Origin of the sequence: Streptomyces sp. NPDC093801 (genome assembly GCF_040701585.1) — a bacterium.
GTDB lineage: Bacteria > Actinomycetota > Actinomycetes > Streptomycetales > Streptomycetaceae > Streptomyces.
On record NZ_JBFBDP010000031.1, the window covers coordinates 60,690 to 81,634 of the forward strand.

Sequence of the window (20,945 nt, forward strand, 5' to 3'; positions counted from 1 at the left end):
AGTGCCTCTACCTCCACCACCTGGCCCGCGCCGAGGTCCGCACGGCCCGCCACTGGAAGCACCAGGCCCGCGTCCTGCCCGCCGAGGAGCACCTGCCGCCCATGCCCCGGATCCCGGAGGACCTGGAGGAGACCCTGGGCGCCTCGGTCATCTGGACCTCCCCGCCGATCAGCACCCGGGACCTCACCCCCTTCAGCCCCGGCCGGGCCGGCCGGCCCCCGTACCGGCTGCCGGCGCGGCTGCGCCAGGCCGTTGCGGCGCGCCCCCGCAAGGAGCACCCGGAGCTGGGCGACATCATCACACCGAGCCCACCGGTCGCCGTCGCCGTCGCACGGCACGCCCGCCTCAACCCCGTGCACCTGACGGAGGAGGCGAACGCCTGGGCCCTGGACGCCCTCAGGCAGCCTCGGCTGACCCACGCCGCCCGCAAGACCCCCGACGTGCGTCCGGCGACCGGCGCACTGGCCTCCGTCCACCAGGCGCTGCGCGTCCTGGAGGTCGTCAACCGCTACTCGGGCGGGGTCAGCCTCACCCAGATCGCCCGCGAGACGAAACTGCCGCAGCTGCTCCTCGCCCGGGCCACGGAGCAGCTCGTCCGCGCCAACCTCGCCACCCCCACCGGGCCGGACGCCTACGTCGCGGGCCACGCCCTGCTGCTGGCCGACGCGGCCGGCGCAGAGGGCCGGGGGCAGCTGCGCGAGACCCTGGCCTGGGTACGGGACGCGGTCGGCGCGGCCGTGTACGTCGCCCGCTACACCGACGGCGAGGTCTCCATCACCCAGTACGCCGACGGGCCGAGCGCACCCGCCGTCCACGAATGGGTCGACTTCCGCGCAGCCGCGCACGCCTCCGCCGTCGGAAAGGCCCTGCTGACCCAGCTCGACTACGACGACCGCAAGGACCACCTCGCCCGGCACGAGATGTCCCGCTTCACCTCCCACACCGTCACCAGCCAGGCGGCCCTCTTCCACCAGCTCGACACCCGCCGGCCCAACACCCCCCTGCTCGACTTCCAGGAGTACGCGGTCGGCACGGTCTGCGCGGCCGTACCGATCACCTCGGGTCCGAACGCCGAGTGCGTGGCGCTGTCCATCCCAGCCGCCGACCCGGCGCGGCTGCGGCAGGCCGCCCGGATCCTGCAGAGCGAGGCCGCCGCGGTCTTACTGGCCCTGATCGTCGCGGGCAGTACCCACCCCACCCCGGTCCGCCCCGCGTTCCAGCCCCGCGGGACGCGCCGGCGCCCGCCCGAACCGGCCGCGGCGCCCCGCCGGGCGGGCACGTTCCTGTCCACGACCGTCTGACCGGACCGCCCGCCCGCAGGGTCGGGGCGGGCGCAGAGCCGAGCGGGCCCGGGCCGGACACCCCGGACCGGGCCCCGCTCGTACGGCTCAGGCCCTGCGGCGCCCCAGGCCGACGGCCACCAGCAGGGCCGCGCCGACCACCAGGGCCGCGTCCACCGCCAGAACGGTGCGCACCCCGTCGAAGAGCGGGGCCCGCGTCGTGGCCAGGACGCCCAGCAGCGGGATCCCGACGGTGAGGCCGACCTGCTGGGTGGTGGTGACCAGGCCGGTGGCCAGGCCCTGTTCCGCGTCGGGCACCCCGCTCGTCGCGGTCAGCCCGTACGAGATGATCGCGCCCAGGTGGCACACGCTGCCCAGCGACACGGCGACGGTCGCCACCAGCGCGCCCGAGTCCGGACCCACGGCCAGCAGCGCCGCGGTGAACAGCCCCTGCCCCGCGAGGGAGCCCACGAGGGTGCGGCGGGCGCCGAAGCGGCCGATCACCCGGGGGACCAGCGAACCGGCGAGGGCCGAGGCGACGCCCTGGACACCGAAGACCAGACCGGTCAGGAAGGAGGACAGCCGCAGCGTCTCCTGGAGGTACAGGGTGAGCACGAACACGACCGTCGACATCATCGAGAAGGTCACCAGCCCGCCGGCGTTGCCCCAGGCCACGGTGCGCCGCCTGAGCATCGGCAGCGAGACCAGCGGGGCCGGGGACTTCGCCTCCACCACCGTGAAGACGGCCAGCAGCACCAGCCCGGCCACGAGGGCCGCCCGGACGTCCGCCCCGCCGAACCCGCGGTCGGCCGCCGTCGACAGGGCGTAGATCAGCGCGAGCAGCCCCGTGGTGACGGTGACGGCGCCCGGCACGTCCAGGCGCGGCCGCTCCGGGGTGCGGGACTCGGCCAGCAGCGCGGGGGCGAGGACCAGCACGACGAGCGCGGCGACCGCGAGCAGGGCCATCGTCGAGCGCCAGCCGAGGGTGTCGGTCATGACCCCGCCGAGGACCATGCCGACGGTGAAGCCCAGGGACAGCAGCGTGCCGGAGATGCCGAGCGCCCGGTCGCGCTGCGGGCCCTCGGGGAAGGTCGTGGTCAGCAGGGACATGCCGGCCGGCACGACGGCGGCCGCCCCCAGGCCCTGCAGGGCCCGCGCGGTCAGGAAGGCCGCCGGGTTCCAGGCCAGGGTGGCGAGCAGCGAGGCCCCGCCGAAGAGCGCGAGACCGGCCAGGAACAGCTTCTTGCGGCCGTACAGGTCGCCGATCCGGCTGAAGAGGAGCAGGAACCCGCCGGACGGCAGGGTGAACGCGGTGACCGCCCACTGGAGGGCGGACGGGCTCAGGTCCAGGTCCCTGCCCAGCGCCGGCAGGGCCACGTTGAGGACGGAGAAGTCGAGCGCCACCATGAACTGGGCGGCGCAGAGCACGAAGAGGACCAGCCGGGCCCGGCCGGAGAGCCGGGCGTCCTCGGGGGCCGCCGTGCGCGGCCCGGTGACCTCGGGGGTCCGGGTGTCTGTCGTCATGGCCACCACCCTCGCGGCCCGGGAACGACCGTGAAGAGTGGCAACTTATCCTGTTGGCGCCACCACCAGGCAGCCGGACAGGGGGAACGCGTGGCCACACCGATCGACCGGAACCGCCGTACGGAACTGCGGGAGTTCCTGATGAGCCGGCGTGCCAGGATCTCCCCGGCGGAAGCCGGCCTGCCGGACGGCGGGGCCCGCCGCCGCACGCCGGGGCTGCGCCGCGAGGAGGTCGCCGTCCTCGCCGGGGTCGGGGCGTCCTGGTACCAGTGGCTGGAACAGGGGCGCGACATCACGGTGTCCGGGCAGGTCCTCGACGCGGTGAGCCGCGTGCTCAAGCTGACCAGCGCCGAACGCCGGCACCTCTACGTCCTCGCCGGGCTCAACCCGCCGGCCCTCGAAGTGGCCCCCGGCGACCGGGACATGTGCCAGGGCCTGCAGCGGCTCATCGACGCCTGGATGCCCTTCCCCGCGCACATCATGGACACCTACTGGAACACGGTGATGTACAACGACGCGGCCGCGCTGGTCCTGGGGATGCGGCCGGAGATCGTGCAGAACTGCCTGGTCGCCTTCTTCACCGACCCCGTCTACATGGCCCGCTCCCCGCACTGGGAGGAGATCGCCGTCGAGGTCGTGGCCCAGTTCCGGGCGGCCTGCTCCGAGCGCCCCGAGGACGAGGGCTTCCGGGCCGTCCTGGAGCAGGCGCGGGAACTCAGCCCCCGTTTCACGGAGTTGTGGGACCGTCAGGAGATCCGGCCCGGCGGCCAGCTCCGCAAGCAGATGGAGCACCCCGTCGTCGGCACCCTGTACGTGGAGTCGACCCAGCTGCGCGTCCCGGCGCGCCCCGACCTGGCGATCGTGCTGCACACCCCGCTGCCGGGCACGGACACGGCCGAGAAGCTGGAGTGGCTGACCTCGCCGGAGGGCCGCCGCGGGCTCATGTACCCGGTCGCGGGATAGGGTCCGCGGCCGCTTCACGCCGTGCGGGCGCCGAGGGCGGCCACCGCGCCGACCATGCGGTCCCAGAACGCCTCCCGGTCCAGGGAGACCGCGACGCGCGCGTTCGCGGGCAGGCCCAGGTAGCCGTGCGGGTCCACGACGGTGGCGCCGCGCGTGTGGGTGCCCCGCAGCTCCACCGCGACGTGCGCGTCCACGCAGTCCACGATCGAGGGATCGATGACGCGGGCCACCGCGACGGGGTCGTGCAGCGGCGGGTGGGGCATGCCCCACAGACGGTGGTACGTGGAGGCGAAGAAGGTCAGCAACCCGGCGCAGACGGCGCCGAGTTCCGTGCCCAGCCCCTCGAAGCGCGCCACGATCTCCGGGGTGGCCAGGGCCTGGTGGGTGACGTTGAGCCCGCACAGGGTCACCGGCACGCCGCTGCGCAGGACGATGTCCGCGGCCTCCGGATCGGTGTACACGTTGAACTCGGCCGCAGGGGTCCGGTTGCCGCGCTCCGTCGAACCCCCCATGAGCACGATCTCGCGGATCCGGGCGGCGCACTCGGGGTAGCGGGTCAGCAGCAGGGCGATGTTGGTGAGCGGGGCGGTGGGCACCAGCGTCACCGGCTCCGGGTGCTCCATGAGGATCCGGTGGATCAGCTCCACCGCGTGCTCCGGCACCACGTCGACCGAGGGCTCCGGGAACCGCGGGCCGTCCAGGCCGGATGCGCCGTGCACGTCGTCGGCGACCGACAGCGGCTGGAGCAGCGGACGTCCGCACCCGGCGGCGATGGGCACGTCCGTGATCCCGGCGACGGTGCACACCCGGCGGGCGTTGAGGGTGGTCTTGTCCACGGTCTGGTTCCCGGCGACCGTGGTGATGGCGAGCAGCTCGACCGCGGGATCGGCCGCCGCCAGCATGATCGCGAGGGCGTCGTCGTGTCCGGGGTCGCAGTCGATGATGATCGGGACGGGCACGGGCAGTTCCTCCCGGTGGGGGCCGCTGGCCCGCCCAGTCTGCCCCGGCGGGGCCGCGCGGGCCGCCACTTGTGCGCCAAAACGCCCGGACCCGGTGGCGCGTACCCGTCCACCGGGCCGGCGGTCGCACGATTCCCCCGGCCGGGTGGCCCGGCCGCCGCTCCGGTGACGGAGCCTGCCGCGCCTGCGCCGACGGGCCCGGGGAGTGTGGAACGGTTCGAGCCGGTCACGCACCGCAGCGATCGGAAGGACCTTCCATGTTCAGAACGGTGTTCACCGCCGGCGCGGCCGCCGCGCTCGCCGCCGCCGCTCTCACGCCGCCGGCGGGAGCCGCCACCGGCGGCCCGTCCTTCGCACCCCCGGAGCAGATCACCATCGACGTGGTCCAGGCCAACGGCTCGGGCTGCCGCCCCGGCACCGCCGCCGTGGCCGTCGCCCCGGACAACACGGCCTTCACCGTGACGTACAGCGACTACACGGCCGTGGTGGGCCCCGGCGCCGGTCCGACCGACTTCCGCAAGAACTGCCAGCTGGGACTCAGCCTCAACGTCCCGCAGGGCTACACCTACGCCGTCACCCAGGCCGACTACCGCGGCTTCGCCAGCGTCCAACAGGGCGCCACCGCCACCCAGAAGGCCAGCTACTACTTCCAGGGCATGTCCCAGACCGTCAGCCGCAGCCACGCGCTGCGCGGCCCGTTCCAGAACAACTGGCAGGTCACCGACGCCGTCCCCGTCGAGGCCCTCGTCTTCCACCCCTGCGGGGCGAAGCGGAACCTGAACATCAACACCGAGCTGCTCACCCAGGCCGGCACCTCGTCCCCGGCCGCCACCAGCTTCATCGCGATGGACTCCACCGACGGCAGCATCAACACCAGGTACCACTTCTCCTGGAAGCACTGTCCCCAGCGCCGCTGACCCCCGCAGCCTGACCGACGCGGACCGGGGGAGCGGGGCTGTCGGACCCGCTCCCTAGCATGGCGTCATGAGCAACCCGCAGAGCATCCAGGCCTCCCGGGCGGTGCGCGCCGCCCTGGCACCACCCCGCCCCGCAGCGGACGGAGCCGCGCCCGGCGCCGCCCTCCGGGTGGTCGAGGAGGCCCGCCCCGCGCGCACCGCCGCCGCGGGCGTCGCGGCCGCCGGCGGGGCGGACGGCGACACCGCGCAGCGGCTGCGCGGGTGGGTGGCCGAGCTGCTCGCGGACCGCACCGACCGGTGGCTCGGCGTGCACGACGCGCTCGCCGGCCACCGCGGCACCCTGCACGCACTGCTGGCCGACGTACCGCCGCCCGCACCGCCCGCCGCGCCCGGCGAGGTCCGCCGGCCCGTGCCCCGCAGCGTCCACACCACCCTGGCCCTGCTGCTGGAGCACGCCCGGCCCGAGTGGGCCGCGGCCGCTCTGGCCGTCCTGCCCGCCCGCACCCGGGACGCGTTGCTCGGGGGCGGCCCGCTCCCCGGCCCGGTGCTCGTCACCGCGGTCACGGAGCACGGCGACCCGGCCGCCCGGGCGGCCCTCGCCGGGCACCCCCGGCTCGACGCACGGGTACTGGCCCGGCTGCTCGCCGTGGGGGACGCCGCGGTCGCGGCCGCCGTCTACCGCAACCCGCGCTGCACCCCGTCGCTGCGCCGCACCGTCGCCGGGCGGCTCGCGCAGTTCCCGATGGACGAGGGCCTGCGCGCGGAACTGACCGACCCCACCCGGCTGCCCCCGGGCACCTGGCTCGCCCCCCTGCTCGTCTCCGGCGACCCGGAGCTCATGCTGCGCGCGCTGAGCACCCGGCAGGTCCGCGGCGCCGCCCAGCGGTACGCACTGATCCGCATATGGGAGGCCGCCGGACGGGAGGCGCTCGCCGCCCTGCTCGACGGCCCGGACGTCCTGCGCCACCTGACCACCCCCGTCCTCGACGCCGCCTTCAAGGCCCTGGCCGTGGAGGACGGCTCGGGCAACGGGCTGCGCAGCCTGCGCGAGGGCGGCGAACCCTACGAGGACCCCTCCCGGCTGCCCGGACTGCTGGCCGGCACCCGGGGCACGAGCTCCCTCGCCGCGCTGCTGTCCGAGCCCTACGCCCATGACATGCGGGCCCTCGCCGAGGCGCACGCCACGACCCCGTTCATGCCCAGGGCCTGCGAGGAACTCGCCCGGCACGAGGCGGCGGACGACGCCCAGCGCCTGGTGTTCCGGCTCAGCGTCCTCAACGAGCCCTGGCGCGTGGCCGGCCGGCGCGCCGGCAACACGCGGGCGCCCGAGCTGCGCCTGGCCCGGGAGCAGCTCGACGACTCGGCGGCCGAGTGGGCGGAGGGCATGGCCGCAGCGGGGCTGCTGGACCCGGTCGAGCTGATCCGCACCGCACGCCCCGCCGTGCACGCGGTGGCCGCCCTGGCCCGGCTCACCGAGCGGAGCCTGCTCACCGGCACCGCCGTGGACGAACTGCGCACCCTCACCGGCACCCACCTCGGCGACCGCCCCGAGGCGTGGGCCGCCCTGGACGCCGGCCTGCCCGGACACCGGGGCACCCTGGGCGAACTGATCGCCCTGGCCGGCCGGGCCGCACCGGCGGAGTCCGCGGAGTCCGCGGAGCCCGGGGCGGCGGAACCCCCGGCGGCGGACGCCCCCGCCGACCGGACCGGGCAGCCCCCGCACTCCCCGCGCACCCACCACGAGCGGGCCGCCCTCGCCGCCCTCGACCTGCTGTACTGCCTCGCCCCCGCCGGGACCCCGCTGCCCGCGGACCCCGCCACCCTGGCCTTCCTCGCGCACCACCGGCAGGAGGACGCCCCCGGCCTCGCCACCCCCGGATGGCTCGCCCGGGCCTGCGCGGACGCCGGAGTCGAGCCGCCCCACGGCGCCTGGCACACCGCCCCCGCCCCCGAGGAGGTCCGCGCGGAGCGCCCCCGCAGCTGGGGCAGCAGCGCCCGGCTCACCGAAGAGGCCTACACCCAGGGCCTGCTCCCCGCCGACGAACTGCTCGGCCTGCTCCCGGCGCGCGGCATGCTCCTCCTGCCCCACGACTGGCGCCGCCTGGCCTTCGCCACGGCCTGGCGGGCGGCCCTCGCCCGCCTGCTGCGCGCCGCACTGGGCACCGACCCCGACCGCTGGCTCCGGCTGGCGCACACGGCCGCGCACGCCGCCGGCCTGGACCGGCCCACCGACGAGGGCGGCCCCAGCTGGGCGGAACTCCTCGAACGGTCCCGTTCCGCCGGCGCGCCGCCCGCAGGCCACCTGCCCTGCGACCCTCCCGCAGAGGGCGCGTGGAGCAGCCCGCCGAGCACGCCGGACGAGGCGCTGCGGCTGCTGCGGAGCGGCAACAGGCGCTGGGCCTGGCCCGTGGGCACCCTGCTGTGCCTGGCCGACGGCGACGTCGTGGACGCGGTCCTGCCCCGCCTCGGGCCGGACGGGCCCTGGCTGCTCGCGGCGTACCTGCTGCGCCACGACCGGACCCCGCGCGTCCTGTTCGGCCGGCTGCTCGCGGGACGCGATCCCCAGGCCCTGCGCGTCCTCGCGTCCCAGGCGCGGTGGCTCGCCGACGACGCCAAGGAGCTGCTGGTCGACCTCGACGATCCCGACGTGGACCTCACCCTGTTGCGCAACGGCACCACCTCCCACCTGGCCGGCCGTATCGTCGCCCGCCCCCATGGCCGCACCGCCGCACGGCTGTCGGCCGAGCTGCGGTCCGACCCCTCCGCCCCGCTGCCCGGGGGCGCCCTCTGGCTGCGCTCGAGCGAACCCGCCCTGATCGAGGAGGCCTTCGCCCGCCAGGGCGCCGAACTGGGCTTCACCGAGCAGGCGGTGGGCTGCCTCAACCTGCTCGAACACGGGGGAGCCGCCCGCCTCACCGCCCTCGCCGGCGGGGACCGGCTCGGCCGGGCGGCCACCGCGCTCTGCGTCAAGGCGCTGGGATCGGCCGACCCGGCCGCCGTGATCCGGACCCGCGTCGCCCGCGAACTGGCCCCCGCCAAGCTCCTCACCCGGCTGCGCCGGAGCACCGGCCACTGGAAGACCACGGCCACCGTCCTGTCGACGCCCGGCGCCGTCGACTGGGAGGCGCTGGCCGGGGCGCACGAGGAGGAGCCGATCCCCCACTGGGGGTTCCTGGTCAACCTTCCCAGCGCCCCGGCCGGTCTGCGGATCCGGTACGCCGCACTGCTGCCCGAGCCCGGCCCGGACGGTCTGCCCGACGGGCCCGGGGCCACCCGGGCCCGTGCGCGGTACGGCCTGGCCGGCCTCCACCACTGCCCGCCCGCCACCCAGCTCGACGGTCTGCTGGCGTCGGGCGGCCTGACCGGGGACGACCTGCTGCACACGGCGGCGCCGGCCGCGCGGATCCTCGCCTACCTGAACGCGGCCGCCCGCCGTGCGGACGCCCCGCCGCAGGCCGGCGCGGCCCTGACCGGACTCGGCGCCCTCGTCGGGAGCCGCCTGGCCGCCGACCCGGGCGTCTGGGACCGGGCCGTGGCCCGGCTGGCGGGCCGCGACCCCCACTGGGACCCGGTGTCGCCGGTCTCCGCGCTCCTGTCCTGAGGGCCGATGTGCACGCGATGTGAAGAAATGCCCTTGGGGGCGTTCGGGTGGGAGTCGCAGCCACCCGCAACCGGATGCGCAGAGTAGTTACTCATCACAGCCGGTAACCGCATTCGGGAGGTTCGATGGACACCGCACCGACGTACGCACTGTCGTCCCGCACGCCCCGCTGGGCACTCGACCCCTACCGCTTCCCCGGCCTGGAGGACACGGAGGACGCCGAGGCCCTCGGGGAGCCCGCCGGCCCGCCCGCGCCGGCACCCGCGGGCAAGCCCCACCGGCCCTCGCGCTGACGCGGCCGGCGGGGGCCGGCCCCCGGGCCCGTCCGCGGACCCGCCGCATCGCGAATCACCCGCCGCCGCGTACCGCCGGGGCTTACGATCTCGATCGGACGGTCCCGTCCCGCGACCGCCGCCCGCCCTGCACCCGTGGAGGTCAACCGTGTTCCGCACGGCCGAAGGACACCGCAGTCAGCGCACCAGCAGCCGCCGCGGCCCGCGCGGCCGCTCCGGCCTCCGGGGGGCGGCCTGCGCCGCCGCCGCGGCGGGCGCGTTCCTCGTCTCCGGCTGTTCCTCCTCCGGCGAGAGCGGGCCGGGGGAGGCGGCCGGCGGCGTGCCCGTCGTCGAGAAGGGCAAGCTCACCACCTGCACCCATCTTCCCTACCCGCCCTTCCAGTTCGAGCAGAACGGCAAGGTCGTCGGCTTCGACGTGGCCCTGATCGACCTCGTCGCCAAGGACCTCAAGGTCGAGCAGAAGATCCTCGACACCCCGTTCGAGAACTTCAAGACCGGGGCGTTCCTGAACTCCGGCCAGTGCGACCTCGCCGCGGCCGGCATGACCATCACCGACGAGCGCAAGAAGAACGTCGACTTCTCCGTCCCCTACTTCGACGCCACCCAGGCCCTGCTGGCGACCAGGAAGAGCGGCATCACCACCCTCGCCGACGTCAAGGCGAAGTCGGCCAGGCTCGGCGCCCAGGCCGGGACCACCGGCGAGAGCTACGCCAAGAGCCAGGGCTTCAACCCCGTCGCCTTCGAGAGCTCGGACGCGGTCCTCAACGGCCTGCGCACCGGCCAGGTCGACGCGGTCGTCATCGACTACCCGGTCGTCCAGGGCTGGCTCAAGGACAAGGCGAACACCTCCGAGTTCGTCCTCGGACAGAACATCGACACCGGGGAGCAGTACGGGTTCTCCGTGAAGAAGGGCAACGCGGCCCTCCTCGCCGCGATCGACAAGGCCATCACCACCGCCAAGGCCGACGGCACCTACAAGAAGCTCTACGAGCAGTGGATCGGCCCGATGCCCCAGTCGGCGTCGTGACCTCCCGGCTGACCCGGCGCCAGCGGCGCCGGGTCTGGCAGGGCGTCCAGTACGCGGTGTTCGTGGCGGTGCTGGTCGTGGTGGCCGTCCTGGCCGACTGGGACCGGCTGCGCAACCAGTTCGCGCAGAAGGACCTGGTCCTGCGCCTCTTCCCGGACATCCTCACCATCGCCCTGCGCAACACGGTGGTGTACACCTTCTCCGGGTTCGCGTTCGGCCTGGTGCTCGGGCTGGTCGTCGCCATGATGAGGCTGTCGTCGGTGGCCCCCTACCGCTGGGTCGCCGGCGTCTACATCGAGCTCTTCCGCGGCCTGCCCGCCCTGCTCATCTTCATCTTCGTCGGGGTCGCGGTGCCGCTGGCGTTCCCGGGCACCGAGATCCCCGGCGGAACGTACGGGAAGGTCGCGCTGGGCCTCGGCCTGGTCGCGGCCGCCTACATGGCGGAAACGATTCGCGCCGGCATCCAGGCCGTCCCCAGGGGGCAGATGGAGGCGGCCCGCTCGCTGGGCTTCTCCCACGGCCGCGCCATGGTGTCCGTGATCATCCCGCAGGCCTTCCGCATCGTCATCCCGCCGCTCACCAACGAGCTGGTCCTGCTGTTCAAGGACTCCTCGCTGGTGCTGTTCCTGGGCGTCACGCTGGAGGAGCGGGAACTGACCAAGTACGGCCGGGACCTCGCGAGCGAGACCGCGAACTCCACCCCGATCCTGGTCGCGGGCCTGTGCTACCTCCTGGTGACGGTGCCGCTGAGCTTCGTGGTGCGCCGCCTGGAGTCCCGTGCGGACAAGGCCACGTGAGGAGGAGGGGGACACGATGTCAGGGACGAACGGAACGGCGGCGGACACCTTGGGCGCGGACCAGGCGGAGATCGAGATCCGGGGGCTGCACAAGTCCTTCGGGGACAACCACGTCCTGCGCGGCATCGACCTCGACGTCGCCCGCGGCGAGGTGGTGTGCGTCATCGGGCCGTCGGGCTCGGGCAAGTCCACCCTGCTGCGCTGCGTGAACCTGCTGGAGGAGCCGAGCCGGGGCCAGGTCTTCGTCGGCGGGACCGAGCTCACCGACCCCGACGTCGACATCGACGCCGCGCGCCGCCGCATCGGCATGGTCTTCCAGCAGTTCAACCTCTTCCCGCACGTGAGCGTCACCGGGAACCTCACCCTCCCGCAGCGCCGGGTGCTGGGCCGCCGCAAGGCCGAGGCGGCCGCCGTCGCCCGCGAGAACCTGGAGCGCGTCGGCCTCGCCGGGAAGGCGGACGCCTTCCCGGCCCAGCTCTCCGGCGGGCAGCAGCAGCGCGTGGCGATCGCCCGGGCCCTGTCGATGGGGCCGGAGGTGATGCTCTTCGACGAGCCCACCTCGGCGCTCGACCCCGAACTCGTCGGCGAGGTGCTGTCGGTGATGCGGGTGCTCGCGGGGGAGGGGATGACGATGATGGTCGTCACCCACGAGATGAGCTTCGCGCGCGAGGTCGCCGACCGGGTCGTGTTCATGGACGGCGGGGTCATCGTGGAACAGGGCGCGGCGGAGCAGGTGGTGACCCGGCCGGTCCAGGAGCGGACCCGCGACTTCCTCAACCGCGTGCTGGACCCGGCGGCCGTCGAGGCACCGGGCGCCGGGGCGGCACCGGGCGCCGGGGACGGCGGCGGTCCCCCGGCGGACGGCGGGGAAGGCGGCCCGCACACCGGCGGCTGACGCGGCACCCGCTCCTCGGCCCGTCCCCCCGGTCGTTCTTCGCCCCGTCCCTCAGGCCCCCGTCCGTACCGGCCGCCGGAGCAGGTAGGCGCCGGCGGCCGAGACCAGGACGGCCATGCACGCGATGAACACCAGCCCCGCGCCCTCCAGCCCGATCGGACCCACCAGCAGCCCCACCCCGATCACCGGCACCGAGATGCCGCAGTACGCCACCACGAACAGAGCCGAGATCACCGCGGCGCGCCGGTCCTCCGGAGAGGCCCCGGCCACCGCGGACAGCGCCCCGCGGAAGGCCAGCCCCTGCCCGCAGCCACCGACCAGCGCGCTCAGTGCCACCAGGATCAGGAGATCCCAGTGCAGCGCGCCCGCGAGCAGCGCCAGCCCGCCCAGCAGCCCGGCGCAGCCCAGCGGCAGCGAGCGCCCCACCCCGACGCGGCCGACGGCCAGCTGTCCGGCGGTGGAGGAGAAGAAGGCCAGCGCGACGATCAGGCCGCCGACGGCGTGGCTGTGCACGTCGAGCGACTGCGCGAGGAAGGCCGGGCTGACCGAGGTGAACACCCCGAAGAGCGCGAAGCCCACGAAGGACGCGATCGCCGCCGGCCCGAACACCGGGCGCACCGGGGCGGGCAGGCCGGGACGCTGCGGCCGTACGGCCCGGAGCGGGCCCCGCTCCCGGACGGTCTCCGGCAGTCCCAGCACCACGGCGGCCGACCCGGCCACCAGGGCCAGGTGGACGGCGAACGGCAGGTACAGGGGCCAGGGGGCGTACTGCGCGAGCAGCCCCGCGAGCAGCGGGCCGCAGCCGAGGCCGCCCATGTTGGCGGCCGTCGCGACGAACGTGGCCCGGCCCTTCCCCCGCTCGGGGGCCAGTTCGAGGACGTAGGCCGTGGCGGCGCCGGTGAACAGCCCGGCGGAGAGCCCCGACAGCAGCCGGCCCGCGTACAGCCAGGGCAGTCCGGTGGCCGCCAGGAAGCAGACGGCGCTTCCCGCCGCACACCCCAGGCCGGCGAGCAGCACCGGCCGCCTGCCGACCGTGTCCGAGGCGTCCCCCGCCAGCAGCAGGACCCCGATGACCGCGAAGGCGTACACCGCGTAGACGACCGTCACGGTCAGCTCGGAGAAGGAGAACTTCTCCTGGTACATCCCGTAGAGCGGGGTGGGCAGCGTGGTGCCGGTCATGCACACGGCGAACACCGCCCCGGCGAGCAAACACTGGCGCCATCCGCGGCGGTCACCGTCCATGCCGCCGACGGTAACCCCGCCCCCCGCCCCGGACCGCTCAGGCACGGCTGCACGGGAGGGACCGGTGGCCGACCCGACGGGCGCGTGGTTCTCCAGCGGACCTCCGGCGGGGTGCGAGCCGGGGTCGAGTCCGGCTGCGGCCGGCGCTGGCACCGTAACGACGGAGACGCGGGGCGGATGGCGTACGCACTCCATCGCCGCTCCGACGCGGGTGCGGCGGTCCTCTGCCGGGGCCACCCGTCCCGTGCGCGCACGAAGCCTGCCGACCGGGAGGCCGAGAACCAAAGGAGTTCCCCTGGTGAAGATCGTTCTGATGTCGGGCAGTACCCGACGGGACTCGCTGAACACCGCCGTCCTGGAGACCGTGCGGCACGTCCTCGCGGGCCTCCCCGGTGCGCACGAGACGGTGGACCTCGCCGTCGCGGAACTGCCCTACTACGAGGCGGGCCTGGAGCGCGCCGACGGCTCGGCGGCGGTGCGCGCGGCCAAGGAACTGGTCGCCGGAGCCGACCTGCTGTTCATCAGCACCCCTTCCTACAACGGCGCGATGCCCGGCGCCCTGAAGAACGCGCTCGACTGGCTGTCCCGGGCGGACGGCGCGTCCCCGAGCCCGCTGACCGGCCGGGTGGCGGCCGTGGCCAGTGCCTCCCCCGGAGCGAACGGAGGCGTGGAGGCGCAGGCCGGGCTGGTCACTCTGCTCGCCCGCTGCGGCGCGCGGGTCGTCGAGCACGAGCCCGTCGGCGTCGCCCGCGCCGCAGGGGTGGCCGCCGAGGGGGGCCGCTACACGGACCCGGAGCTCGTGGCCCGGCTGGAGAGCCTGACCCGCGCGGCGCTCGCCGCCGCCGGTGCGCAGACGGAGGTGCTGATCTGATGGCGCACGACAAGGAACCCGGCCTGCTCGCGATCATGAAGGAGGACCTGGACGTCGTCGTCGCCCAGGACCCCTCCATGCGCAACCGGCGCGAGGCCCTGTTGCACGCGGCCCTGCCCGCCCTGTGGGCGCACCGCGTCGCCCACCGCCTGCACCGGCGTGGCATGCGCATGACCGCCGGGCTGATCGCCTGGCAGGCCCGCCGCAAGACCTCCGTGGAGATCCACCCCGGGGCCGTCCTCGGCCGGCGGGTGTTCATCGACCACGGCGCCGCCGTCGTGATCGGGGAGACCGCGGTGATCGGGGACGACGTGACCATCTACCACCAGGTGACCCTCGGCGCGGTCGGCTGGTGGAGCGACAACAAGCGGCCCGCCGGCGAGCGCCGCCATCCCGTGGTCGGCCACCACGTCGTGCTCGGCACCAACGCGACGGTCCTCGGCCCCGTCACCATCGGGGAGCACGCCGTCATCGGCGCCCAGGCCCTCGTCAACAAGGACGTCCCCCCGGGAGCCCGCGTGCTCGCCGCCACCGCCGTGATCAAGGCCGTCGGCGAGCAGCCGCAGCCCATGGAGGACCTGTACGCGGTGACGGCCTCGGCCGGCTCCTGGTAGGAGCGTCCGCCGCTCCGTTCCCCTCCGCGCCACTCCCCGCCTCGTGTCATCCCCTTCCCCCCCACGAAGGCTGCACCGGCGTACGGGCGGACCGTACGAACACCCCCGACCGGCAGCCGTACGACCCGACTTGTGAGGAACCACACGTGCAAAGCCGTAAGCCTCGCCCCATAGCCGACAGCATCGAGGACCTGATCGGATCCACCCCGCTGATCCGCCTCCACTTCGAGGACACCGCCCCGGGTACCGAGGTGCTGGCCAAGCTCGAGGCCGCCAACCCGATGTCCACCAGCAAGGACCGCGCCGCCCTGTACATGCTGCGGGCCGCCGAGCAGCGCGGCGAACTCACCCCCGGCAGCGGCACGGTGATCGAGGCGACGTCCGGCAACACCGGCATCTCCCTGGCCTCCCTCTGCGCCTCCCGCGGCTACCGCTGCGTCATCGTCCTCCCCGACAGCGCCACCCCCGAGCGGGTTGCGCTGCTCAAGGCGCTGGGCGCGGAGGTCGTGCGGACCCCGCGCGAGCAGGGCTACCCCGGCGCCATCGCCAAGGCACAGGAGCTGCACGCGGCGACCCCCGGCTCCTGGTTCCCCTGCCAGCACGAGAACGCGGACAACGTCCGGGCCCACTACGAGACCACCGGCCCGGAGATCTGGGCCGACACCGGCGGCCGCGTCGACGTCCTGGTCTGCGGCGTGGGCACCGGCGGCACCCTGACCGGCATCGCCCGGTACCTCAAGGAGCAGAACCCGGACGTACGCGTCGTCGCGGTCGAGCCGGAGAACTCCCCGGTGCTCTCCCAGGGCGTCGGCGGCCTGCACCGCATCCCGGGCCTCAACGGCGGCTTCGTGGCGCCCACCACCGACGTCTCGCTGATCGACAGCGTGGTGACCGTCACCGACGAGGAGGCGCTGGACGCCGCCCGGCAGCTCGCCCGGCGCCAGGGCATCTTCGCGGGCGTCTCCTCGGGCGCAGTCGCCCACGCCTCCGCCCGGCTGGCCGCCCACCCGGACTACGTCGGCGCGTCGATCGTCACGCTGCTGCCCGACACCGGCGAGCGCTACCTCAGCCTGTGGGCCGAGGAGCAGACCCCCGCCGCCCGGCAGGCGACCCGGCGGCCCTCCGCCGACGGGAAGCCGGCCGCCGGGAAGCCCTCCGACGGGCAGCCCGCCGCCGAGGGCGCGGCCGCCGGGCGGCAGACGGCCGAGCAGCCCCTGGCCCTGACCGCGAAGTCCTGACCGCGAGGGCCGGCACCGGGCCCTGAACGGGGCTTGCGGCCCGCCGGCCCGCCCGCGGGCGCCCGTACGGCCCCCGGCCCGTTGTCGGTGCGGCCTGGCACCATGCCCGTATGGATCTCGAACGAGCGCTCGCCGGCCTCGACGCCCACCCCTGGTCGCGGGCGTCCCACGCCTACGGCGGCGCGCAGGACCTGCCCGCCCTCCTGCGGGACTTCGCCGGGGCCGACGAGGAGGCGTCGGACGAGGCCCTGCTCGAGCTGTACGGGAGCCTGCTCCACCAGGGCACGGTCTTCACCGCCAGTGTGGAGACCGTGCCCTTCCTGGCCCGCCTCGCCGCCGCCGGCCACCGCACGGCCGACGTCCTGGCGCTGCTGGCGGACATGGCCGGGAGCACGGACGAGCACGAACTGGCCCCGGGCGCGGTGGCGGCCGCCGTGGCCGGGCAACTCCCGCTGCTGCTCCCGCTGCTCGACGCCCCCGCGGCACTGGTGCGCGGCCGCGCCGCGTGGGCGGTGTCGCTGACCCGCGCGGCCGGGCCCGTACTGCCCGCGCTCCGGGCGCGCTGGGACGTGGAGGCGGACCCGCGGGTACGCGCGGAGCTGCTGGCCGCGATGTCCCGGACGGACGCGCCGGCCGCGGCCGCCACCGCCGCCCGCGTGCTGGACCCGGCCCATCCGGCCGAGCTGCGCCTGGCAGCCGTCTTCGTCCGCCTGCACGCGGGGCTGCCCTGGACGCGGGAACAGCACGCGACCCTGCTCTCCGTCCTGCCCGCCGCCCCCCTCGTGGCCGGCCGGCGCGACCTGACGGACCGGCAGCCGCTGGCCGACGCCGTGGAGGCGCTGCTGGACCGGGGCGGGGCGGCCCACCGCGAGGCCGCTTTCGCGCTGCTCGACACCGCCCTGGGCGACGGTCGGGCCGAGGTCCGCGCCGAGGCGGTGTGGGCGGCCGACCGGGTGTGCACCCTCTCGCGCAGCGCCGCCCGGCTGGTTCCCGCCCTCGCGGCGGCGGCCGCCGACGACGGGGCCGTGCTCGCCGTGGCCCCGGTCCTGGGCCGTCTGGGCACCGCCGCCGCACCGGCGGCGCCGGCACTGGCCGGCCTCGCGGGCCGTCGCCCCGACGAGGAGGACGACGCCGCGGACCGGGTCCTGGCCGCGCTCGTACGGGTCGACCCGGCCCTGGCGGCGCCGCTCCTCGCCCGGTCCCTCGGGCGCCGTCCGCGCGCGCTCGGCGCCGCCGTCGGGGTGGTGGCCCCGCCCGTCCCCGCCTTCCCCTTCGACCGGGAGCTCCTCGGCGCCGTCCGCAGCCGGTTCGCCCGGCCGGAGTCCCTGGACGGCAAGGAGGCCTGGCAGCTGGCCACCCTGCTGTCCGGCTGGGGAGCCCGGGCCGCCGAGGCGCTCCCGGAGCTCCTGCTCGCCCTGCGCCACCACCAGCGCCAGACCGCTCCGGTCGTGGCCGCCCTCGCGGCCGCGGGCGCACCGGGCGTGCGCGCCCGGGCGGCCGAGGCGCTGCGCAAGGCCGCCGCCGAGGACGAGGCACTGGCGGTGGCGACGGCGCTCCACGAGCTCACCGGCGACGACGGGGTGCTGCTCGACCGCATCGCGCGGCAGCTCTCCGACGGGGCCCACGCGACCGCGCGCGCGGCGGAGGCCGCGGGCGGGCTCGGCCCCCGGGCGTCCTCACTGGTCCCGCTGCTGCGCGCCGCCCTGAGCGACCCCGGCGCCGCCGCGCTGCTGCCCGCCCTGGAGGCCGACACCGCGCTCGCCGAGGCCCTCTGGCGCGTCGCCGGCGACGCCGCGACGGCGGTGGCGGTCCTCGACGCGGTCCTCGCCCGTTCCCCCGGGGGCTCCTGGGGCCACTGGTCGGCGGTCCGCGCGGTCCGGGCGGCAGCGGTCCTGGGGCCTGCGGCCCGCCCCCTGACGCCCCGTCTGGAAGCGCTGCTCGGCGACTTCGAGCGGGTGCCGGCGGTGGTGCTCGCGCTCGTCGCCACCGCCCGGCCCGACACGGCGGCCCGCACCGCCCTGGCCGGGGCCGTGCTGGACGCCGTCGAGCGGGGAGCCGACCCGCTGGAGGCCTGCGATGCCCTCGGAGCCCTGGGAGCGGACGTCCTGAGCCCGGGTCAGCTGGAGCGGCTGGCCGTGCTCGCCGAGGGGGACGCGCGGGTGTTCCGTCCGGGGGTGGAGGACCGGGGCGTCCAGGACGACGAGCTCCTGCGCGGCCGGGCCCGCGCCCTGCTCGCCGCCGCCCCGTACGTCCCCGTCCCCGCCGGCTGACGCCCTGCGGGCGGCTCCCCGCCCCGCCCGGCGCAACCGCCGGCGTGCCGGCGTACGTCCGAGGGCGGGGGTGGTGTGCGTGCAGGAGGAGGGGACGCACGGGCGGTGGTCCGCCGTGGCGGCGCTGCCCGCGGCGGCCGCCGCGCTCGTGTACGCCTGGGCGCGCTGGTGCTCCGTCGGCGCCGCGCCCCCGTCGCCCACCGTCGCGGTGGCCGGCGGCGCGGTGCTCGTCCTCGGCGCCTCGCCGGCGTACGCCGTGTCCGTCCGAGGGGCCTGCGGACTCTTCGGCGCGCTGTTCCTCGCGCTGGGGCTGCTCTCGACGGCGGCGGCCACGGAGCGGACGGCCGCGCGCGCGGAGACGGCCACCTGCGTGGTCCGGGAGGTCCGCGCCGAGACGGAGGCCTCGCTCGGCGAGGGGGGCGCGGAGAAGACGGTGTACCGCCTCGCGCTGGACTGCCCCGGAGGGTATCCCGGCGAACTCAAGGACGCCCCGTCCCCCCTCTCCCGGGGCGCGGAGGTCCGCATCGCCCACGACCCCCGGCGCCGCCTGTCCCCGGTGCCGGCCGGTGCCGCGGGGCCCTGGGAACCGGCCCTGTCGGCCCTGCTCCTCCTCACATCGGCCACGGTCCTGGCCGCGCACCGCCGTCGTCCGCAGCCGTAGCCCCCGGCCTCGGCGCGCTCGGACGGCCGCGGCGGGACCGTGAAGTCGCGCCACCCGGGGCACAGTTGGGCGCCGACATCTCCCGCAACGGATTCCGAAGCAAAGAAGCCGCTTCGCCATGGATTCGTAAGTTACCTATGGGTTTTGCTAATAAAAACACGGTCGACGACTTGCGCAACCACTGAAGGCTCGGACAGTATCGGCCCCGTTCCGCCTCACCGCGCCCGGACGAGCACCGGCAACCCCGTGCCGTCCCACGCCCCGCGAGCCGCCCGATCCGAGCGGTCGCCCGTACGCGCCCCCTTCCGAGGCACAACCCCCTTTCACGCGACCCCCCGTCGCGCCCCCTCTCATTCACCTACCTCGAAGGCAAGGCAGAGATGGCACCACTGGCCTCGCGCCGACGTACCGCGGCCGCCGCCGACCGGCATCCCGTGGACGCGGTCCCCCCGTTCTCCCAGCTGTCGCTCTACGGCTTCCAGCACGTCCTGGCGTTCTACGCCGGCGCGGTCCTCGTCCCGATCATCCTGGGCAGCAGCCTCGGGCTGTCCCCCCGGGAACTCGTCTACCTGATCAACGCCGACCTGGTCACGGCCGGCCTCGCCACCATCATCCAGGCATGGGGTTTCTGGCGGATCGGCGCACGCCTCCCGCTCGTCCAGGGCGCGACCTTCACCGCAGTCTCCCCGATGATCGCCATCGGCCAGGGCGCGGGCGGCGGCACCGCCGGCCTCCTGGTGGTCTACGGCGCCGTGATCACCGGCGGCATCGCCACCTTCCTGCTGGCCCCGTTCGTCGGACGGCTCGCCAAGTACTTCCCCCCGATCGTGACCGGCACCCTCCTCACCGTCATCGGCATCGTGCTCATACCCGTGGCCCTGCAGGACGTGGGCGGCGGCTCCGACCTGATCGGCAAGCCCGGCTACGGCGCCCCGGAGCACCTCGCCTACGCCGGCGGCACCCTCCTGCTCATCCTGCTCCTGTCCCGCTTCGGCGGACCCTTCCTGCGCAGCGTCGCCGTCCTGCTCGGCCTCGTCGGCGGAACGGCCGCCGCCTGGCTGCTCGGTGACGCCGACCTCGGCGCCGTGGAGCAGGCCGACTGGATCGGCGTGAGCACCCCGTTCCACTACGGCGTACCGCAGTTCCACCTCTTCCCGATGCTCGCGATGGTGGTCGTCATGGTGATCACCATGGTCGAGACCACCGGAGACGTGTACGCCATGGGCGAGATCACCGGCCGCGAGGTGGACGGCGAGACGGTCGGCCGCGCCCTGCGCGCCGACGGCGTGGCCACCGTCCTCGGCGGCGTGTTCAACTCCTTCCCCTACGTGGCCTTCGCCGAGAACATCGGCCTCGTCCGGATCACCCGGGTGACCAGCCGGTTCGTCGTGGTCGCCGCCGGATTCCTGATGATCCTGCTGGGCCTGGTCCCCAAGGCCGGGGCCGTGGTCGCCTCCGTCCCGCACCCGGTCCTCGGCGGCGCCGCCGTCGCGATGTTCGGCATGGTCGCCACCGTCGGCATCCAGATCCTCGCCAAGGTCGACCTGCGCGAGGAGCGCAACGCCCTGATCCTCGCGCTCAGTCTGGGCGCCGCGATGCTGCCGGCCGTCGTGGGACCGTTCTTCGCGCACATGCCCGTGGAGGTGCGGGCCGTCCTGGGCAGCGGGATCACCCTCGGCAGCCTCACCGCCGTCCTGCTGAACCTGTTCTTCCACACCCCGGCCGGCCGCACGGCACGGGAGGAGATCGACTGGGACGCCTTCGCCGACGCGCAGCCGTCGAGGTGATCCCCC

The 20,945-nt window shown here is 75.4% G+C and carries 16 protein-coding genes and 1 pseudogene; 14 read left to right on the forward strand and 3 right to left on the reverse strand.

Features of this window, described 5'->3' with window-relative positions; all coding sequences use genetic code 11:
• Positions 1-440: 440 nt before the first annotated feature.
• Positions 441-1,178 (forward strand): annotated as a pseudogene (locus tag AB0469_RS30900) (IclR family transcriptional regulator C-terminal domain-containing protein); the annotation flags it as partial.
• 210 nt (positions 1,179-1,388) lie between these two features.
• On the opposite strand, the gene AB0469_RS30905 reads toward AB0469_RS30900, so the two are convergent.
• Entirely contained in the window at positions 1,389-2,804 is a 1,416-nt protein-coding gene (locus tag AB0469_RS30905; protein ID WP_366454755.1) for an MFS transporter, read from the reverse strand.
• Positions 2,805-2,945: 141 nt separating this feature from the next.
• On the opposite strand from AB0469_RS30905, the gene AB0469_RS30910 reads away from it, so the two are divergent.
• The gene (locus AB0469_RS30910; RefSeq protein WP_366454791.1) at positions 2,946-3,767 is read left to right on the forward strand and encodes a helix-turn-helix transcriptional regulator; all 822 of its coding nucleotides are present in this window, start codon (positions 2,946-2,948) and stop codon (positions 3,765-3,767) included.
• Between the two features lie 14 nt (positions 3,768-3,781).
• Here AB0469_RS30910 and AB0469_RS30915 read toward each other — a convergent pair whose 3' ends face one another.
• The gene (locus tag AB0469_RS30915; protein WP_366454756.1) at positions 3,782-4,726 is read right to left on the reverse strand and encodes a nucleoside hydrolase; all 945 of its coding nucleotides are present in this window, start codon (positions 4,724-4,726) and stop codon (positions 3,782-3,784) included.
• A 257-nt stretch (positions 4,727-4,983) separates the two neighbouring features.
• On the opposite strand from AB0469_RS30915, the gene AB0469_RS30920 reads away from it, so the two are divergent.
• The 6 genes from AB0469_RS30920 to AB0469_RS30945 all read left to right on the forward strand — a co-directional run bounded on the left by AB0469_RS30920 (position 4,984) and on the right by AB0469_RS30945 (position 12,256).
• Positions 4,984-5,643 carry a DUF4360 domain-containing protein gene (locus AB0469_RS30920; protein ID WP_366454757.1) on the forward strand — a complete coding sequence of 220 codons (660 nt, stop codon included), beginning with the start codon at positions 4,984-4,986 and terminating at the stop codon, positions 5,641-5,643.
• Between the two features lie 67 nt (positions 5,644-5,710).
• Complete coding sequence (locus AB0469_RS30925) at positions 5,711-9,244, forward strand: hypothetical protein (RefSeq protein ID WP_366454758.1); 3,534 nt, start codon at positions 5,711-5,713, stop codon at positions 9,242-9,244.
• Between the two features lie 125 nt (positions 9,245-9,369).
• The gene (locus tag AB0469_RS30930; protein WP_366454759.1) at positions 9,370-9,537 is read left to right on the forward strand and encodes a hypothetical protein; all 168 of its coding nucleotides are present in this window, start codon (positions 9,370-9,372) and stop codon (positions 9,535-9,537) included.
• A gap of 148 nt (positions 9,538-9,685) precedes the next feature.
• Positions 9,686-10,564 (forward strand): ABC transporter substrate-binding protein, encoded by an 879-nt coding sequence (locus AB0469_RS30935; protein WP_366454760.1) that lies wholly within the window; start codon positions 9,686-9,688, stop codon positions 10,562-10,564.
• Positions 10,561-11,361: an amino acid ABC transporter permease gene (locus tag AB0469_RS30940; protein WP_366454761.1), complete on the forward strand. Its 801-nt coding sequence runs from the start codon at positions 10,561-10,563 to the stop codon at positions 11,359-11,361. Before AB0469_RS30935 ends, AB0469_RS30940 begins: the two co-directional genes overlap by 4 nt.
• Positions 11,362-11,377: 16 nt before the next feature.
• Positions 11,378-12,256, forward strand: coding sequence for an amino acid ABC transporter ATP-binding protein (locus AB0469_RS30945; RefSeq protein WP_366454762.1), 879 nt, complete (start codon positions 11,378-11,380; stop codon positions 12,254-12,256).
• A 51-nt stretch (positions 12,257-12,307) separates the two neighbouring features.
• Here AB0469_RS30945 and AB0469_RS30950 read toward each other — a convergent pair whose 3' ends face one another.
• Entirely contained in the window at positions 12,308-13,498 is a 1,191-nt protein-coding gene (locus AB0469_RS30950; RefSeq protein WP_366454763.1) for an MFS transporter, read from the reverse strand.
• A 298-nt stretch (positions 13,499-13,796) separates the two neighbouring features.
• Between AB0469_RS30950 and AB0469_RS30955 the strand changes: the two genes are divergently transcribed.
• The 6 genes from AB0469_RS30955 (at position 13,797) to AB0469_RS30980 (ending at position 20,939) form a co-directional block, all read left to right on the forward strand.
• Positions 13,797-14,369 carry an NAD(P)H-dependent oxidoreductase gene (locus AB0469_RS30955; RefSeq protein WP_366454764.1) on the forward strand — a complete coding sequence of 191 codons (573 nt, stop codon included), beginning with the start codon at positions 13,797-13,799 and terminating at the stop codon, positions 14,367-14,369.
• Positions 14,369-14,983, forward strand: coding sequence for a serine O-acetyltransferase EpsC (gene epsC, locus AB0469_RS30960; protein ID WP_366454765.1), 615 nt, complete (start codon positions 14,369-14,371; stop codon positions 14,981-14,983). The genes AB0469_RS30955 and epsC overlap by 1 nt, the downstream gene beginning before the upstream one ends.
• A 146-nt stretch (positions 14,984-15,129) precedes the next feature.
• Positions 15,130-16,221: a cysteine synthase family protein gene (locus AB0469_RS30965; protein ID WP_366454766.1), complete on the forward strand. Its 1,092-nt coding sequence runs from the start codon at positions 15,130-15,132 to the stop codon at positions 16,219-16,221.
• Between the two features lie 110 nt (positions 16,222-16,331).
• Positions 16,332-18,491, forward strand: a complete 2,160-nt coding sequence (locus tag AB0469_RS30970) for a hypothetical protein (RefSeq protein ID WP_366454767.1) — start codon at positions 16,332-16,334, stop codon at positions 18,489-18,491.
• Between the two features lie 79 nt (positions 18,492-18,570).
• On the forward strand, positions 18,571-19,152 hold the full coding sequence (locus AB0469_RS30975; protein ID WP_366454768.1) for a hypothetical protein: 582 nt from the start codon (positions 18,571-18,573) through the stop codon (positions 19,150-19,152).
• A 380-nt stretch (positions 19,153-19,532) separates the two neighbouring features.
• On the forward strand, positions 19,533-20,939 hold the full coding sequence (locus AB0469_RS30980) for a nucleobase:cation symporter-2 family protein (protein WP_366454769.1): 1,407 nt from the start codon (positions 19,533-19,535) through the stop codon (positions 20,937-20,939).
• Positions 20,940-20,945: the final 6 nt, after the last annotated feature.

Bases quoted from the DNA above. Each gene is read 5' to 3' on its own strand.
- AB0469_RS30920 (WP_366454757.1), top strand. From the start codon at position 4,984: ATGTTCAGAACGGTGTTCACCGCCGGCGCGGCCGCCGCGCTCGCCGCC.
- AB0469_RS30945 (WP_366454762.1), top strand. From the start codon at position 11,378: ATGTCAGGGACGAACGGAACGGCGGCGGACACCTTGGGCGCGGACCAG.
- AB0469_RS30910 (WP_366454791.1), top strand. From the start codon at position 2,946: ATGAGCCGGCGTGCCAGGATCTCCCCGGCGGAAGCCGGCCTGCCGGAC.
- AB0469_RS30950 (WP_366454763.1), bottom strand. From the start codon at position 13,498: ATGGACGGTGACCGCCGCGGATGGCGCCAGTGTTTGCTCGCCGGGGCG.
- AB0469_RS30980 (WP_366454769.1), top strand. From the start codon at position 19,533: ATGGCACCACTGGCCTCGCGCCGACGTACCGCGGCCGCCGCCGACCGG.
- AB0469_RS30930 (WP_366454759.1), top strand. From the start codon at position 9,370: ATGGACACCGCACCGACGTACGCACTGTCGTCCCGCACGCCCCGCTGG.
- AB0469_RS30905 (WP_366454755.1), bottom strand. From the start codon at position 2,804: ATGACGACAGACACCCGGACCCCCGAGGTCACCGGGCCGCGCACGGCG.
- AB0469_RS30970 (WP_366454767.1), top strand. From the start codon at position 16,332: ATGGATCTCGAACGAGCGCTCGCCGGCCTCGACGCCCACCCCTGGTCG.
- epsC (WP_366454765.1), top strand. From the start codon at position 14,369: ATGGCGCACGACAAGGAACCCGGCCTGCTCGCGATCATGAAGGAGGAC.
- AB0469_RS30925 (WP_366454758.1), top strand. From the start codon at position 5,711: ATGAGCAACCCGCAGAGCATCCAGGCCTCCCGGGCGGTGCGCGCCGCC.